Below are 13,515 nucleotides of genomic sequence, written 5' to 3' on the forward strand. Positions count from 1 at the left end.
TCTTATTCAATTGATCCACATTTATAGCCGTACAAAATTACGTTAGGACAAGTTTATTTGATTGCTCGTAAGTAATGAGTAACGAGTAACGAGTAATGAGTGTCATAATAAAAGTTCGTATTGCTATAAAGGTTAATGATGATGGCTTTTTAAAACATCGGACACGGATAGATCGGGAATATTTAGTTCCAGGAATTTTTTATGCAGTTCAAGGGATGAAAGTAAAGGGCTATCGAAAAATAATTATTAGCCCCCATTTAGGTTATGGAGAAAAGGGAATTCTTGGCGTTATCCCTAAAAATGCCAAATTAATAGCTGAGATCAAAGTTTTACAGGAAGCAGATTGACATTAATAACCCCAATACTAAAGCTTCTGAGAGCTTTAGCGTCTTTATTTCTGCCGACTCTCCTGGAACAATATTGAGTGGATTTGCGCTGTAAAGTGATGAGTGTGATTAATTAATACTCAATAAATTTCCGTGTATTCACTTATATTAAGCTCTCATACTAAATGCTAACATACTTTTATTTATGACCAATAGCGTCAAATTTATAACTATTACTTGGCATGGAAAAATTACAAGAATTATTGAAAAATCCTCCTTTGATACATGAAGAAGCTCCAGGTAAACTGACTTCATGGCAGTTATCTGATGAAGTCCTTTATTTTATTAATAATAATATTAATGAAGATTCCATAACTTTAGAAACAGGTACTGGAATTAGCACAATACTTTTTGCTATAAAATCTTCTCATCATACTTGCATTTGTCCTAGTGAAAAACAGGTTGACAGAATCAAGAGTTACTGTCAAAGACATCAAATAAATACTGATAAAATAGATTTTAAAATAGATTTTTCGGAAAAGGTTTTGCCATCTTTAAATATTAACAAAATGGATTTAGTTTTAATTGATGGTTCTCATGCATTTCCTATACCGTTTATTGATTGGTACTATACATATCAAAAGTTAAAAGTAGGAGGAAAAATCATCATCGATGATACTCAGCTATGGACTGGTTTAGTTTTAAAACAGTTTTTGAATTTAGAACCAGAATGGAAATTAAACAAAAATTCTCCGCCCAGATCGGCAATTTTTACTAAAATTCAAAAGTATGCCCAAGCAAAATGGTATGCTCAACAACCTTACATTGTCAAAAATAGCTATTTTTTGATTTTCAAGGCTAAAGTCCAAAACTTTTTACGACTTTTGTATGTCGGAGACTTTCATAAGTTGGGTAAACTCATCGGCAATCAACTCAACCAACTTAAAATAAGGCAAAATAAGATTTAGTTAGCTCACTAACTAATCTTATTAATTGTAAATGTCTCATATAGAAATTAAACAATTAAACTTTCTTAGATCGCTCCTCTCGATTAATTGGCGCTCAGCTCTGCTGGTTCGCGATGCGGAGCGCGAAAAGCGAAGCGAGGCGGGGGGTCCACCCGTTGAGACTATTGAGCAAGAAGCTAGTATATGCAGCTTAAGCCTTTGTTTAGGGCGGAGGGCAATCGCCTAGCGATATTCAAAACGTTTTTTATAGTTCAAATGCCACTTTGGCACAATTTTTGAGACATTTACGTAATTATCCACATGGAGATGCTCAATAGACCAGAGTCTTACAGTCACTTCCCTAATGTAATCCCTAATTCTATTTTATCGTCTGTAAAATAAGCTCCAAATTCTACTAACAGTTTATTCATAGGATATGTTTCAATATCGCTAGGATCTTGTCCATCTCTAACGCATTCGTTTAATTTGACAAACTTTTTTCTCAAATCATCGCTGTGACTAAATTTTTGCCACGACCATCCTGTGCCAATAGCGATAATTTTCCCTCCCTCTGAAACAAATTTTTTAATAGCATTAATTTCAGCATCTTTTAGATTCCCCCAGGCATTTGCAATTATCAAAATTCGACCTTTTTTGAGTTGATTAAGATTAATATCTTGAGAAATTTCTTCTATTTCATAATTCCATTTATTAAGTTGCTCTTCTGAAATTTTTTTGTTGTCCCAGCCTCCATTTTTGGTTACATGTTCACAATGTCCATTTGAAATTAAGATTTTGATTTTCTTGTCATCATTCTTGTCATCATTAATTCCACTAAGAAGGTTGAGTACTATTAACAAAAATCCTTTTTGTACGTTTTTTTTCTGGGTTAAAATGCCCTCATGTCCAATTGCCAATACTTTTCCTCGTTTATATTTGCGAAGCATAGCATATGCTTTTTTCTCTTCTTCCTCTTTTTCCAAGAGAGCCTTCCAATCATTATTAGGTGATTTTTTTTCGATCCTTCCAGGAATATCCTGTCTCTCTTCAGTATCAGTAAAATTCAGCACATCTTCAGGAGGAAATGCTCGTAATACTTTGATTAGACCAAATTGGAATTGATCGAATGCTGATAAGATTTGTATGATGGTATAAGCCAAGATAGTAAGTAAGATTGCTCCTAGCGTAATTGAGCTAGTTGAACGAAGCCTATTATTGCGCTTTCTTTGAAGACTACGCTGCACAAACTCAGCTTCTATCTGGTTAAACCAGTATTTACTAGTTTCAAGTTTTTCTTTTAATACATTAAGATAAGGATTGCCATGCCATAGATAATCCACAGGTTTGTTCCCAGAAGGCTGTTCTCCATCTTCTAAATTTTTCCATTCTTTTGCTATGGGTGTTAGCCGCCGTAGTAAGAGTAAACTTTCTTCCTCCTGCTGTTTCCATACCAACAGCTTTGACCATCCTCGAACCAAAGCATCATGAGCTGGTTCTACATAGGAGTTTCCCTCAGTATCTTGCCCTTCTACCAGTAAACGTGCAGCAGAGAAGTGCAAAATCATCTTTTTAACCCGTCCGTTTTCTGGTTCAGGATATTCTAGTTCCGATAAAAGTACTCGGCGACGAGCTATTTCTCCTCCACCTACAGCAATCATGCGTAACAATACATTACGAATAGTTTGAGCTTGGGCTGAATCTTGTTGGACTAACTTTTCATATTCGTTGTTGGCTCTTTGAGTCAGACTGTATGCTACTCCTCCTATCTCTTGATAGTCTTCTTGAGTAATTACCCGCTTATCTCTAATTCCTGCACGGAATTTCTGCAAATACTTAATATACAGCTCGCTTAAAGCAAAAGAAAGTAAAGGTAAAGCTCCTGGCATCTGAACTACTTCATCAATTAATTGCTCCACCAATGAGTAAGGTTCAAAATACATCACCCGTGCTGCTGCTGGTTTTTCAATTGCTTCTCTTAATTCCTCTCTGGTCATGGTTGGCACTACAAATCTAGCTTTTTGCCAATACGACTTTAAAATCAGAGTTCTAAATTGGGGTTCAAAGTCACTGCGAAGAGTGAAGAGAATATGCAACTGTTGAGGATATTTTTTTAACCATTCAGCCAACAGAAGGAAAAATTCATCTTGCTCTCTCCTATTTCGACATAGAGTAACTAGTTCTTCTGTTTGGTCAATTACCAATAACAACTTAGTTCGAACGTCCGCAGCCAGTATATAATCAATTTTGCCTGTCAAAACCTCTTTTTTTTCCCTGCTAGTCAGACTAAGAATTGAGGAGCCAGATGAATTGTGTTCTGACAATATTTTATTTAACGCTTTGAAGGCAGATTCTCCAGGACGCATAGGAGACAAAACTTGCCATCGGTTTTCTGTTGTTTTTAACTGCTGGATATAAGTAATTAATCCCGCCTTGACCAAGCTCGATTTACCTGTTCCCGAAGCCCCTAAAACTACTGTTAATGGTCGCTGTTGGCAAAACTGGTATAACTTTTCTGTTAGAGCTTGTCTACCAAAGAATAGATTGTGGTGTTCCTGGTCAAAAGATTCTAAACCACGATAAGGATTTTGGCTTTCATCGAGGGGCGGTGCATCAGGTAAGTTCAGTTCATGTCCAGGAGTATGAAAAATGTATTCTCCATGATCGTGTTTATTGAAGGGAAATAAACCAGGGGTTTGTTTTGTTCCATTTTCTTCGGTGGCTAGTTCTACACGATCGCGCAAATATAAGTATAGTTCCGTGGCAGTTATGACTCCATCCCCTGCAGGTTTTCCATTTTTTGCTGGAGGATTAGAATCCGCATCACCCTGCAAAGCCTCAATTAAAGCTGCCGCAAAAGGAGAATGATGACTGTCGGTTTCTCCACGATCATCTTTTAAAGCTAGGTTATCATATGCTGTTTGATTGTGAGCTGCAGAAGTAATTACTTGCCATGCAGAAGCTTCAATAAAGCGATCGTAATGTTGTCGGTGAATGACCTCGGGGATAACCAATAACTTTCTAGTGCTAGACCAACGAAATGCCCCGGCAAAACAGCAATCAAGGATTCCTAGAAAATGACGACAGGGCAATTTATCCAAAGCCTTTTGCAGTTGCACCATTGGTAAATAACTACTGGTGTCCCCCATTCGAGCATCTTGAGGAATCAAAAACCCTTCAGGTCCATCATCACCGTTAAGAGCAATACCGTGTCCCGCAAAATAGAAAATCAGGCGATCGCTTTCTAGAATTTTGTTTGGTAAAGATTCTTCTATCAAACGTATAAATTTGGCTAACGTTGCTTTTTCGTCTAATAATCCCCAAATTTTGTAACCATGGTAGTTATGCAGAATCTGAGAGATTTTTTTAGCATCGTTAACAGCTGTTCTGAGAGTTGGAATACCATGTTGATAGTTATCGATACCAATAATTATGGCTACGCTACGTTTAAATTTAGGAGACATAATCAAATTTTGCTGCTGGGAGTAAAAAAAAGTTTAATTATAGGAAAGCAGACAACTAGTGTTGAATGAATTGAATAGCGCGCGAAGCTCAATTAAATTCCCACTGATTGAAGATATTTGATTTCTTTGTAAAGAGGTAAAGAGTTGCTAGTCAGTGATGAAAAAGGTGACTATACACTGGTCTTCAGGTAATTACTAGCCAATTCACAAGTAGCAGATAACAAGTAGCAAGTAGCAAGTTTTACCTCTTCCTAGAGTAAGAGGCTTTATACCGACTTCGGAGTCATATTTGCTATTTGCTATTTGCTACTTTAGCTTCGAAGGAGCTTGGTAAAATCCGCAGTTAGTTAAACTGGGATTACTGAAATTATGAATTTTAGGTTAATGATGAAACCCTATTGCGTGGGGAGTGGTTTTAAATAAGAAAGAAGATTTAAGAGTACGATCTGGACTCAAAGAAGCTTTTACAGTTAATAACATAGCCAAAGTAACCTCTTATTATGAGATGTTTATTGTAATATTTTATTAACATATATAATCAGTAGCTTAAAGAGACTACAAAACTTTATAGAAGGTGAAAACCCACAAGCGAAGCGTCAGTTCTCTCGTGAGTTTTCTCTAATCATTTATTTTTTTAGCTGCACTAAGCATTTGTCCCAAAAAAGGTAAGCCAATTAAAGCAGGAATAAAATAGCGAGAAGTACACAATAAACCCAAAGCTGCTCCTGTTGCATCACTCAAGTAATTTTGATAAAAATAGATGATCGCTGCATCGCGAGTGCCTATTCCAGCAAAGGTTAGAGGGAGCAATCCTGCCAATATTGATAGGGGAGAGAGGGCTAAACTAATAATAAAGGGAGTGAAAGCTTTTAAAGCCAAGATAAACAGCCAAATTTGCAGTAGATGCAAGAACCAAATAAATACTGAAGTGCTGCTAATTAGTAATAATTGCGGTTTATTACTCCAAAAATAGCTATACATCTCTCGCCAGGAGACTTGCATTTTCTGTAGCTTAATTTTTAATGACTTAGGGGCAAAACTAATAGCTAAATTAAAAAATAAATCGGCAAATTGTTGAGAGCTTAATAATAACAAGCCTAAAGCCAATCCCGTTGCTACTCCTAAGGTCATTGTCCAAAATAGAGGATCTTTGGCAGGATATAAAATCAAGCCAAAAACGCACCACAGCAACAAAGAAAGTAAATCACAAGCTTTTTCAAAAATAGAAATTGCTAAAGCCAGTCCCCCGCTCAAATTGGAGCGTTCACACATAAAATATGCTTTGGCAATATCACCCATCTTGGACGGTAACACCATATTGAGAACACTCGCTCCCAAAATTAGACGGTTAGCTTCTAGAAATCCTAAACTTTGCTGTGGTACTAACTGTTGTAGTCGCCAAGCGGTAATCAGGGTAATCGGAATAACCATCCCTAAGCTGATGGCTAACATTAAGCGATCGCAATTTTGAAAAACTTGGAGGAGATTGACAACATCAATCTGAGCATAGATATACAGTAAAATAGCAACGCTAATTACCAAGGAAACAAACCGTTTGAGATTCATAGTTAGTGATTGGCAAAAACTCCTCCGTAGAGAAGATTGCCTTCATCCATTTTTACTTTCTGCTTTTATGTAGTATGGAAGATGATATCAGTTTGCCTCAATAGGTTCAAAAATTTTAGATTGCTACTAATGAGAGAAAAATTCAATGCTTTTCCCCAATTTAAATTTTGGTTAAATAAAGGAAAGCAGCATTTTAACCGTATCCCGATTCTAATTTGGTTAAATATTATCACTATTGTGATTCTGAGTCTGCTGAGTATTTATGCCAAAATCAAAAGTAAAGGCGCAGGTATCGAAAGTCTCTTTAGCGATCCTTTTTATGTTGGGATGTTCTATTTAGGCTGGTTTACCAGCATTTCGGAGATAATGTGGTGTGTTGCGATCGCCATCAGCTTATTTTCTGCTATTTTATTACCTCCTGCCAACCGTCGTTTCAAAATCTTTTTATTTGTTAGCGCACTGATCATGCTGCTACTCTTCTTTGACGATCGCTTTCGTTTAACCTTAATCATGTGCGCCTTTTTTGGAACGTGTAAGCTAGTTAAACTAAGCGTCTATACTCTGTATGGTGTAGTTTTGATTTTCTATGCTTGGGCATTTCGGAGCACAATTCGTCACACTCCCTATATCCCTTTACTATTATCTTTTTGTTTATTCGGCTTTTCTAGTGCGATCGATATTACGCCAATTAGCAGTCGTGGCATTCATGCCATGTTAGAAGATGGTACGAAGTTAGTTGGCTTAATAAATTTAACTATTTACTTTTGGTGGATTTGCCAACATGAAATTAAAAAAAATATAGTGCAGAAACAATAACTCAATTGTTTCTGCACTATTTAATTCTCTAGTTTTGATTAATATCCCAACGCTAACAAAGCTATTGTCAAAGATTAAGCCAGGCTACAAGAACTGCGATAGAAACCGCGCAATAAAGTAGTAGCTGCAACTAATTTAATTACCTCTAAACTCCAATAAACTATATGCATGGCGGTCATAGAGGCAGAAGTAGAGCTTGTATTGGCAAACATATCTAATGACATTCCCATACTGCTCATTTGAGGAGTCAAAATATAGGTATAAGCAATAGAAATAACCAATAAAATGGCTGCAGTTAATATCGACTTGTAATTGATTTCACTGGTTAACCGATAACCGTAACGATAGACCAAGCATCCGGCTAAAACAGTAGCAGCACACAATAGTTCTAGATGATTAAAAGTGCCAAAAATAATGTAGGCAGCACTAGCAAAACCCGACTCACTCATCATGCCGCTGGTTAACATCCCAGGAACAACCAACAAGTCAAAGACCAAACTAGCGCTTAGCCAAAATCCCAAAGCAAACATGATGACTGTTGACCAGTTTATTGGTTTAGAAGTGCGAGATGAAGATTCCATAGGAATTAAGGTATGTATCATATAATTACCTCTCTAGCTTAACCAATAACATTCTCACCCAACATAACGAAAAGTAAATTATTTTTAAGTTGAGTGTTGCTGAATTTCTTTGATCGAAAATAAAGCTTGAAAATCAATTCCTTTGGACTGATAAAGTTCACTTCCTCCTTGTTCTCGATCTACTAAAGAGAGAATTTGTATTACTTGATATTCAGCATCCTGCAATCTTTCGACTGCGGTTAAAGCTGAACCTCCTGTAGTAACTACATCTTCTAAGACAACTATCTTTGCTCCTGGTGTCAAAGATGGTCCTTCTATATAAGCCTGCGTTCCATGTCCCTTGGGTTTTTTACGAATAATTAAAGCAGGAATAGGTTTATTTGACCAAGCAGAAACAACACTCACGGCACAAACCATGGGATCTGCCCCCAAAGTAAGACCTGCTACTGCTGCCGTATCTTCTGGCAATAGTTGAAATAATAAGCGACCTAATGCTAATGCCCCCTCGGCTCTAAGGGTTACTTGCTTGCAGTTGATATAGTAGTCGCTTTTTGCCCCAGAAGAGAGAACAAAATCTCCTTCGACGTAGGCATATTTGACAATTAAATCTAAAAGAACTTGTCGTAGAGTATCAGTATTAGCCGTAGCTAGAGAAGAAATAGAAATCTGGTCTGTATTCATAATTTATGAAGTGAAAATAATACTTCTAGACTGTCCTTTCACTAAATCATCAGCTAGGATTGAGCAGAAGTTAATCCATCAATAAAGTAATGTCTATTAAGTTTACTAAATTAACTAAATTATCCAAAATCTTAGTAGTATCAACCCTTGCCAGCTTATTTTCACTTCCAGCCCAAGCAGAAATGATGCCTCTTCATGAGGCGTTTGAAGATGCCTATTTTACCAAGGGCAAAAATGCTTTCAAACAAAGTAGTATTTGGGGTCAGTTCAACACTATCTTCGGTTTTACAGGATTTCCCGAGCAGCATATTTCTAGCGACGGTAAAGCTGTTGATCGAGTATATCAAGAGGGGATGATGCAACAAGCAGCAACAGGAATGCGCATGTACACTAGAGATCTGGAAAATCCCTATGATACTTCCCTTAAAGAAAATCCAAGCTATAGTGCAATTAGCTATTAGCCATTAGCTATTGACTTTAAAGAAAGAGTCATCACTGTCGATAGATCTAAAATTAATCTTATACATGATTAGTATCCAGGGTGCAGGAGTTGAACCTGCCTAGCACAAATTATGAGTTTGTTGCCTAAACCGCTCGGCCAACCCTGGGTATTTATTTTTTTTCTCTAGTAGACCATTATATTAGTAAGTCTTGTATCTTTGACAAAATTCATTCAAAAAAAATTGCGATCGCATGAAAGTAAGAGTTAACTTCTGGCTGACCATATTTTTATTTCTGATGATGCTTCTGGCTGGGGTAGCTAGCTCTTATGTTGGCTATTTCATGGGTCGAGAAGCTCTTAAAGTGGTAACTCAACCTGATATCAATTCTGAGGATACCAGCAGCCAAAAACCCTTGGGGGGAAAGCATAAAGGTCTAAAAATCATTAAGGAAAAGGATATTTTAACCAAGGTATACAATTTAACTCACTCTAAAAATAAATGAGCAAAAAGCAAGTTACGCGATGGCATCTAATATTTATTACTCATCGTTAGTTAATCGATGGTTGGTCAAAATTTGTTGTTAACCTTTGTTGGTGTTTTTTTACTAATTGCAATTAATGCTTTTTTCGTTACTGCGGAATTTTCGATTGTTTCTGTCCGTCGTTCTCGTATTAGTCAACTGGTTCGAGAGGGTGACATTCAAGCTCAAACCGTACAGTCTTTACAAAGGAGTATCGATCGCCTTTTATCTACTACCCAGTTAGGTATCACTCTTTCCAGTCTTGCTTTGGGGTGGGTAGGCGAGAAAACGATGGCCGTATCTATTGTTGCTATAATCCAACGTTTGTCTCTACCTTCCTTTGTTTCCAAAGCGATCGCCCATTCATTGGCAATCCCCCTAGCTTTTGTTATCTTGGCATATTTACAAATTGTCCTCGGGGAACTTTGTCCCAAATCTGTAGCTTTAATGTACCCCGAAAAACTAGCTAGGTTTTTTGGGCCTCCCAGTGTTGTAATAGCTCGTATTTTTCGCCCTTTTGTGGCTATCTTAAACCTATCAACTCGTTTACTCTTGAAACTAGTGGGAGTTGAATATAGTGGACAAGGATGGTACAAAAAAGTTACCTCAGAAGAATTACAGTTAATTATCGCTACAGATCGAGAATCTATTGGTTTAGAAGCGGAGGAAAGACAACTACTCAAAAATGTCTTTGACTTTCATGACGATACTGCTGAACAAGTCATGATTCCCAGAACCGATATTAAATTTCTGTCCCTGACCACCACCTTTGAAGAACTACTACAAACTGTTGCCGAAACAGGCTACTCTGGGTACCCTGTTATCGGTGATTCTCTAGACGATATTCAAGGAATTATTCATTACAAAAAATTATCTGAGCCATTAGCTAAAGGTCAATTATCAAATGAATCGACCATTGAGCCCTGGATTAAACCTGTTAGTTTTATTCCTGAATCCACCTTCCTTAACGAATTGTTGCCAATGATGCAGCGATCGCACCAAAAAATGGTGATCGTGATTGATGAATTTGGAGGAACTTCTGGTTTAATTACCCTCCATGATTTAGTTGCCGAGATTGTTGGTGATGCAGGCAGTGATCCCGAAACCGGGATTGAAGCTATCCAAGAATTAGATGAAAATACATTCCTCGTCTCGGCACAAATGAATCTTGAGGAAGTTAATGAACAACTAGATTTAGATCTTCCCTTAGCAGACAATTACAATACCTTGGGTGGCTTTTTGTTAGAGCAGTGGCAGAAAATACCTCAACAGGGAGAAAAGCTTCAATACGAAGACCTTGATTTCACTGTAACTATTGCTGACAGTAATCGACTTTACCAAATTCTCATTCACCGTTAGATTAATTGTGATAAACACTGCCATCTGGCATTATTGCTCCAGTTAATATAGTGTGCTTTAAATCTATTCCTGCTAAACAAGCTTGAAACAAATTTGCTTCTTGTAGAAAAGTATTGTCTAAATTTGCTTCAGTCAAATCTGCACCTGTCAGATTGACACCAATTAAGTTAGCTTGGCTGAGATTAGCTTTAATTAATATGGCTTGGCTGAGATTGGCATCCCGTAAAAATGTCCTTTTCAAAATGGCTTGGCTAAGATTAGCTTTTTGCAACTGCGCCTTGCCTAAGGAAGCTTTATATAGCAATGCGGATTGCAAAGAAGTAGATCTTAAATCCGCTCGGGTTAATCTAGCTTGACTTAAATTACTCAGATCTAGAATGGCTTGATAAAAATTTGCTTCCTCTAAGTTAGCTCCTGTGAAGTCAGCCTCAGTCAATATTGCTTGGCTAAAGTCAATTTTAGCTAGGTTAGTGTTTCTAAGAATTACTCGGGCAAGATCGACTCGTTGAAAGTTTCTCACTCCAACTTGATATTGTCTCAAAAGTTCTTCTGTGTTCATACCATCCTGTAAATATTGCTGACTGAAATTGTTAGTACTACTTTGTTAACATTTGTTTACAAAACTATCAGTTTTTGTAAGTCTAAATACTCAGATTAATGATGAATTAAGATTTGTATCGAGTAAATTGAGCAGTAAATTTAACAATTAATTAAAATTACACGGTAAAGCTTTAAAAAACATTAAGATTTGCATTAATATTTAAAAAATTGAAAGTGTCTACAGGAAAAATAATTTTTGCCTGACTCCAACGCCAACAATAATTCAGAGACTTTTGCTCTCAGCCAGGAACAAGCAAATCTATTAACAGCGATCGCCCTACGAATTAGGCAGTCATTAGATCTAGAAGTCATTCTTAGTCAAACCGTTGCTGAGGTAAGACAGTTTTTGCAAACAGATCGAGTGTTAATTTATCGTTTTGAGCCTGACTGGAGTGGGGTGGTCGTAGTGGAATCGATCAGATACCAAGCGCAAACTGTTTTTGGGTTTAAGATTGAAGATCCTTGTTTTGCTGCCGAGCATATTGAAAAATATCGGCAAGGAAGAATTCATATCATTGAGAATGTTTTAGAAGCTAATTTAGCTCCTTGTTATACTGATGTACTCAATGCATTTGAAGTTAAAGCCAATTTAGTGGTGCCAATTCTTGCTAACGGAGAATTGTGGGGACTTTTGATTGCTCATCATTGTGAATCGTCTCGTCAATGGCAACCTGCGGAGGTAGAATTACTCAAACAACTATCTACACAGGTAGGAATTGCCGTACAACAAGCCGAACTTTATGAACAAGTTCAGAGCCTTAATTCTTACTTAGAGCAAAAAGTCAAGCAGCGGACAGCAAAACTACAAAGTTCGGTCAAGTTTGAAACTTTGATTCGCAAAGTAACCGAAAAGGTAAGAGATAGCCTTGATGAACCTCAAATATTGCAGACAGTTACTCAAGAACTAGGACGAGTTTTAAAGATAGAACGCTGTAAAATCGAGCTATACAATAGCGATCGCTCCATGGCGACTGTTGCTTACGAATATACAATTGAATCCCCTAATTGCCAGGGAACAGTGAGACAAGTAGCTAATTTTCCTGAGCTTTATCAACAACTACTACAAAAACAATCTCTTCAATTTGTAGAGAAAGTTCCTGAGCTTAGTCCTCGCAAAATTCAAGCCACTAGATTAGTCTGTCCCATTTTTGATGATCGAGGTATTTTGGGGAATCTTTGGCTCCTCCGACCCAAAGAAGAGCTGTTTGAACAATCAGAAATCATGTTGGTAGAACAGGTTGCCAATCAATGCGCGATCGCGATTAGACAAGCTCGATTATATCAACAGTCTCAAATACAAGTTGAAGAACTTGCCAAATTAAATATCATCAAAGACGATTTCTTGAGAACAATTTCTCATGAATTGCGTACTCCTATGAGCAGTATTCAGCTAGCTTCAGAAACTCTAGAGGCACTGCTAGAAAAAGAGATAGGTAGCAATAAATCTGCAACATTTACTAGAGTATTGGATATTTTTCGTTCTGCTTGTCAACGACAAAATCAACTAGTTGATGATCTGCTAACTCTCTGCTACATCGATGCCAAGAAAGAAACCATGACAATGCAATGGCTCGAGCTGTCGGTATGGCTGCCGCAAATTATCGAACCCTTCCAGGAAAGAATTAATACTCAAAACCAAGAGCTGTTGGTGGACGTACTTCCAAGCTTGCCCCTGTTTAAATCAGATGTATCGACAATTAAACGAGCTTTAACAGAATTACTTAATAATGCTTGTAAATATACACCTGCGGGAGAAAGGATTATCATTTCAGCTCAACCAATGCAGGATGGAATTAAACTTACTGTTAGTAATACAGGTATAGAAATCCCTCTCTCTGAACAACAGCGAGTTTTTGACAAATTTTATCGAATTCCCAACCACGATCCTTGGCAATATGGCGGTACTGGTATTGGACTAGCTCTCGTGAAGAAATTAGTAGAACTTTTGGGGGGCAAAATTCAGTTAGCAAGTCAACCAAGACAAACTAACTTTATAATTTTTCTTCCTTGTGAAACGATGATGAATGAAGTATCAGAAATTTGATGGGACTTTTTACTATTTAATTGATCAAAAAAGCTAATAGCTAATAGCTGCGGCTTTGCCGCTTTATGCCGTGCTAGTTACACCTAGCCAAAAGTTAAGGTTTGATACCTATCTTTAGTTGGCTAAAAATTCCTAACTATGAGGGGGCGAAATCAAAACCTGTATATCCTT

At 37.2% G+C, this 13,515-nt stretch carries 12 protein-coding genes and 1 tRNA gene; 7 read left to right on the forward strand and 6 right to left on the reverse strand.

The window, feature by feature from the left end:
* Nucleotides 1-95: 95 nt before the first annotated feature.
* Both PLEUR7319_RS0121470 and PLEUR7319_RS0121475 read left to right on the forward strand, forming a co-directional pair.
* Nucleotides 96-347, forward strand: a complete 252-nt coding sequence (locus tag PLEUR7319_RS0121470; protein WP_019507291.1) for an FKBP-type peptidyl-prolyl cis-trans isomerase — start codon at nt 96-98, stop codon at nt 345-347.
* Nucleotides 348-568: 221 nt separating this feature from the next.
* Entirely contained in the window at nt 569-1,294 is a 726-nt protein-coding gene (locus PLEUR7319_RS0121475; RefSeq protein ID WP_019507292.1) for a class I SAM-dependent methyltransferase, read from the forward strand.
* A gap of 332 nt (nt 1,295-1,626) precedes the next feature.
* Here the strand turns inward: PLEUR7319_RS0121475 and PLEUR7319_RS36315 are convergent, their stop codons facing one another.
* Both PLEUR7319_RS36315 and PLEUR7319_RS0121490 read right to left on the reverse strand, forming a co-directional pair.
* Nucleotides 1,627-4,734: a caspase family protein gene (locus PLEUR7319_RS36315; protein ID WP_019507294.1), complete on the reverse strand. Its 3,108-nt coding sequence runs from the start codon at nt 4,732-4,734 to the stop codon at nt 1,627-1,629.
* A 618-nt stretch (nt 4,735-5,352) separates the two neighbouring features.
* Entirely contained in the window at nt 5,353-6,300 is a 948-nt protein-coding gene (locus PLEUR7319_RS0121490; protein ID WP_019507295.1) for a lysylphosphatidylglycerol synthase transmembrane domain-containing protein, read from the reverse strand.
* 129 nt (nt 6,301-6,429) lie between these two features.
* On the opposite strand from PLEUR7319_RS0121490, the gene PLEUR7319_RS0121495 reads away from it, so the two are divergent.
* A complete protein-coding gene (locus tag PLEUR7319_RS0121495; RefSeq protein WP_019507296.1) occupies nt 6,430-7,116 on the forward strand; it encodes a hypothetical protein in 687 nt (228 codons plus the stop codon).
* Nucleotides 7,117-7,190: 74 nt separating this feature from the next.
* Here the strand turns inward: PLEUR7319_RS0121495 and PLEUR7319_RS0121500 are convergent, their stop codons facing one another.
* A complete protein-coding gene (locus tag PLEUR7319_RS0121500; protein WP_237743599.1) occupies nt 7,191-7,718 on the reverse strand; it encodes a hypothetical protein in 528 nt (175 codons plus the stop codon).
* Nucleotides 7,719-7,781: 63 nt separating this feature from the next.
* On the reverse strand, nt 7,782-8,378 hold the full coding sequence (gene pyrE, locus PLEUR7319_RS0121505) for an orotate phosphoribosyltransferase (protein WP_019507298.1): 597 nt from the start codon (nt 8,376-8,378) through the stop codon (nt 7,782-7,784).
* A gap of 89 nt (nt 8,379-8,467) precedes the next feature.
* Between pyrE and PLEUR7319_RS0121510 the strand changes: the two genes are divergently transcribed.
* Entirely contained in the window at nt 8,468-8,839 is a 372-nt protein-coding gene (locus tag PLEUR7319_RS0121510; protein WP_019507299.1) for a hypothetical protein, read from the forward strand.
* A 74-nt stretch (nt 8,840-8,913) separates the two neighbouring features.
* Here the strand turns inward: PLEUR7319_RS0121510 and PLEUR7319_RS0121515 are convergent.
* A tRNA-Ile gene (locus PLEUR7319_RS0121515) sits at nt 8,914-8,986 on the reverse strand.
* Between the two features lie 85 nt (nt 8,987-9,071).
* Between PLEUR7319_RS0121515 and PLEUR7319_RS36320 the strand changes: the two genes are divergently transcribed.
* The gene (locus tag PLEUR7319_RS36320; protein WP_036800565.1) at nt 9,072-9,323 is read left to right on the forward strand and encodes a hypothetical protein; all 252 of its coding nucleotides are present in this window, start codon (nt 9,072-9,074) and stop codon (nt 9,321-9,323) included.
* Between the two features lie 57 nt (nt 9,324-9,380).
* On the forward strand, nt 9,381-10,700 hold the full coding sequence (locus PLEUR7319_RS0121525; RefSeq protein ID WP_019507301.1) for a hemolysin family protein: 1,320 nt from the start codon (nt 9,381-9,383) through the stop codon (nt 10,698-10,700).
* Nucleotide 10,701: 1 nt separating this feature from the next.
* On the opposite strand, the gene PLEUR7319_RS0121530 is transcribed toward PLEUR7319_RS0121525, so the two are convergent.
* Nucleotides 10,702-11,259, reverse strand: coding sequence for a pentapeptide repeat-containing protein (locus PLEUR7319_RS0121530; RefSeq protein ID WP_019507302.1), 558 nt, complete (start codon nt 11,257-11,259; stop codon nt 10,702-10,704).
* Nucleotides 11,260-11,496: 237 nt separating this feature from the next.
* Between PLEUR7319_RS0121530 and PLEUR7319_RS0121535 the strand changes: the two genes are divergently transcribed.
* Nucleotides 11,497-13,344: a GAF domain-containing protein gene (locus PLEUR7319_RS0121535; protein WP_019507303.1), complete on the forward strand. Its 1,848-nt coding sequence runs from the start codon at nt 11,497-11,499 to the stop codon at nt 13,342-13,344.
* Nucleotides 13,345-13,515: the final 171 nt, after the last annotated feature.

The sequence above is a fragment of the Pleurocapsa sp. PCC 7319 genome, from assembly GCF_000332195.1.
GTDB lineage: Bacteria > Cyanobacteriota > Cyanobacteriia > Cyanobacteriales > Xenococcaceae > Waterburya.

Excerpts from the sequence above, each read along its gene's own strand:
- PLEUR7319_RS0121470 (WP_019507291.1), top strand. The coding sequence starts at position 96 with ATGAGTGTCATAATAAAAGTTCGTATTGCTATAAAGGTTAATGATGAT.
- PLEUR7319_RS0121475 (WP_019507292.1), top strand. The coding sequence starts at position 569 with ATGGAAAAATTACAAGAATTATTGAAAAATCCTCCTTTGATACATGAA.
- PLEUR7319_RS36315 (WP_019507294.1), bottom strand. The coding sequence starts at position 4,734 with ATGTCTCCTAAATTTAAACGTAGCGTAGCCATAATTATTGGTATCGAT.
- PLEUR7319_RS0121490 (WP_019507295.1), bottom strand. The coding sequence starts at position 6,300 with ATGAATCTCAAACGGTTTGTTTCCTTGGTAATTAGCGTTGCTATTTTA.
- PLEUR7319_RS0121495 (WP_019507296.1), top strand. The coding sequence starts at position 6,430 with ATGAGAGAAAAATTCAATGCTTTTCCCCAATTTAAATTTTGGTTAAAT.
- PLEUR7319_RS0121500 (WP_237743599.1), bottom strand. The coding sequence starts at position 7,718 with ATGATACATACCTTAATTCCTATGGAATCTTCATCTCGCACTTCTAAA.
- pyrE (WP_019507298.1), bottom strand. The coding sequence starts at position 8,378 with ATGAATACAGACCAGATTTCTATTTCTTCTCTAGCTACGGCTAATACT.
- PLEUR7319_RS0121510 (WP_019507299.1), top strand. The coding sequence starts at position 8,468 with ATGTCTATTAAGTTTACTAAATTAACTAAATTATCCAAAATCTTAGTA.
- PLEUR7319_RS36320 (WP_036800565.1), top strand. The coding sequence starts at position 9,072 with ATGAAAGTAAGAGTTAACTTCTGGCTGACCATATTTTTATTTCTGATG.
- PLEUR7319_RS0121525 (WP_019507301.1), top strand. The coding sequence starts at position 9,381 with ATGGTTGGTCAAAATTTGTTGTTAACCTTTGTTGGTGTTTTTTTACTA.
- PLEUR7319_RS0121530 (WP_019507302.1), bottom strand. The coding sequence starts at position 11,259 with ATGAACACAGAAGAACTTTTGAGACAATATCAAGTTGGAGTGAGAAAC.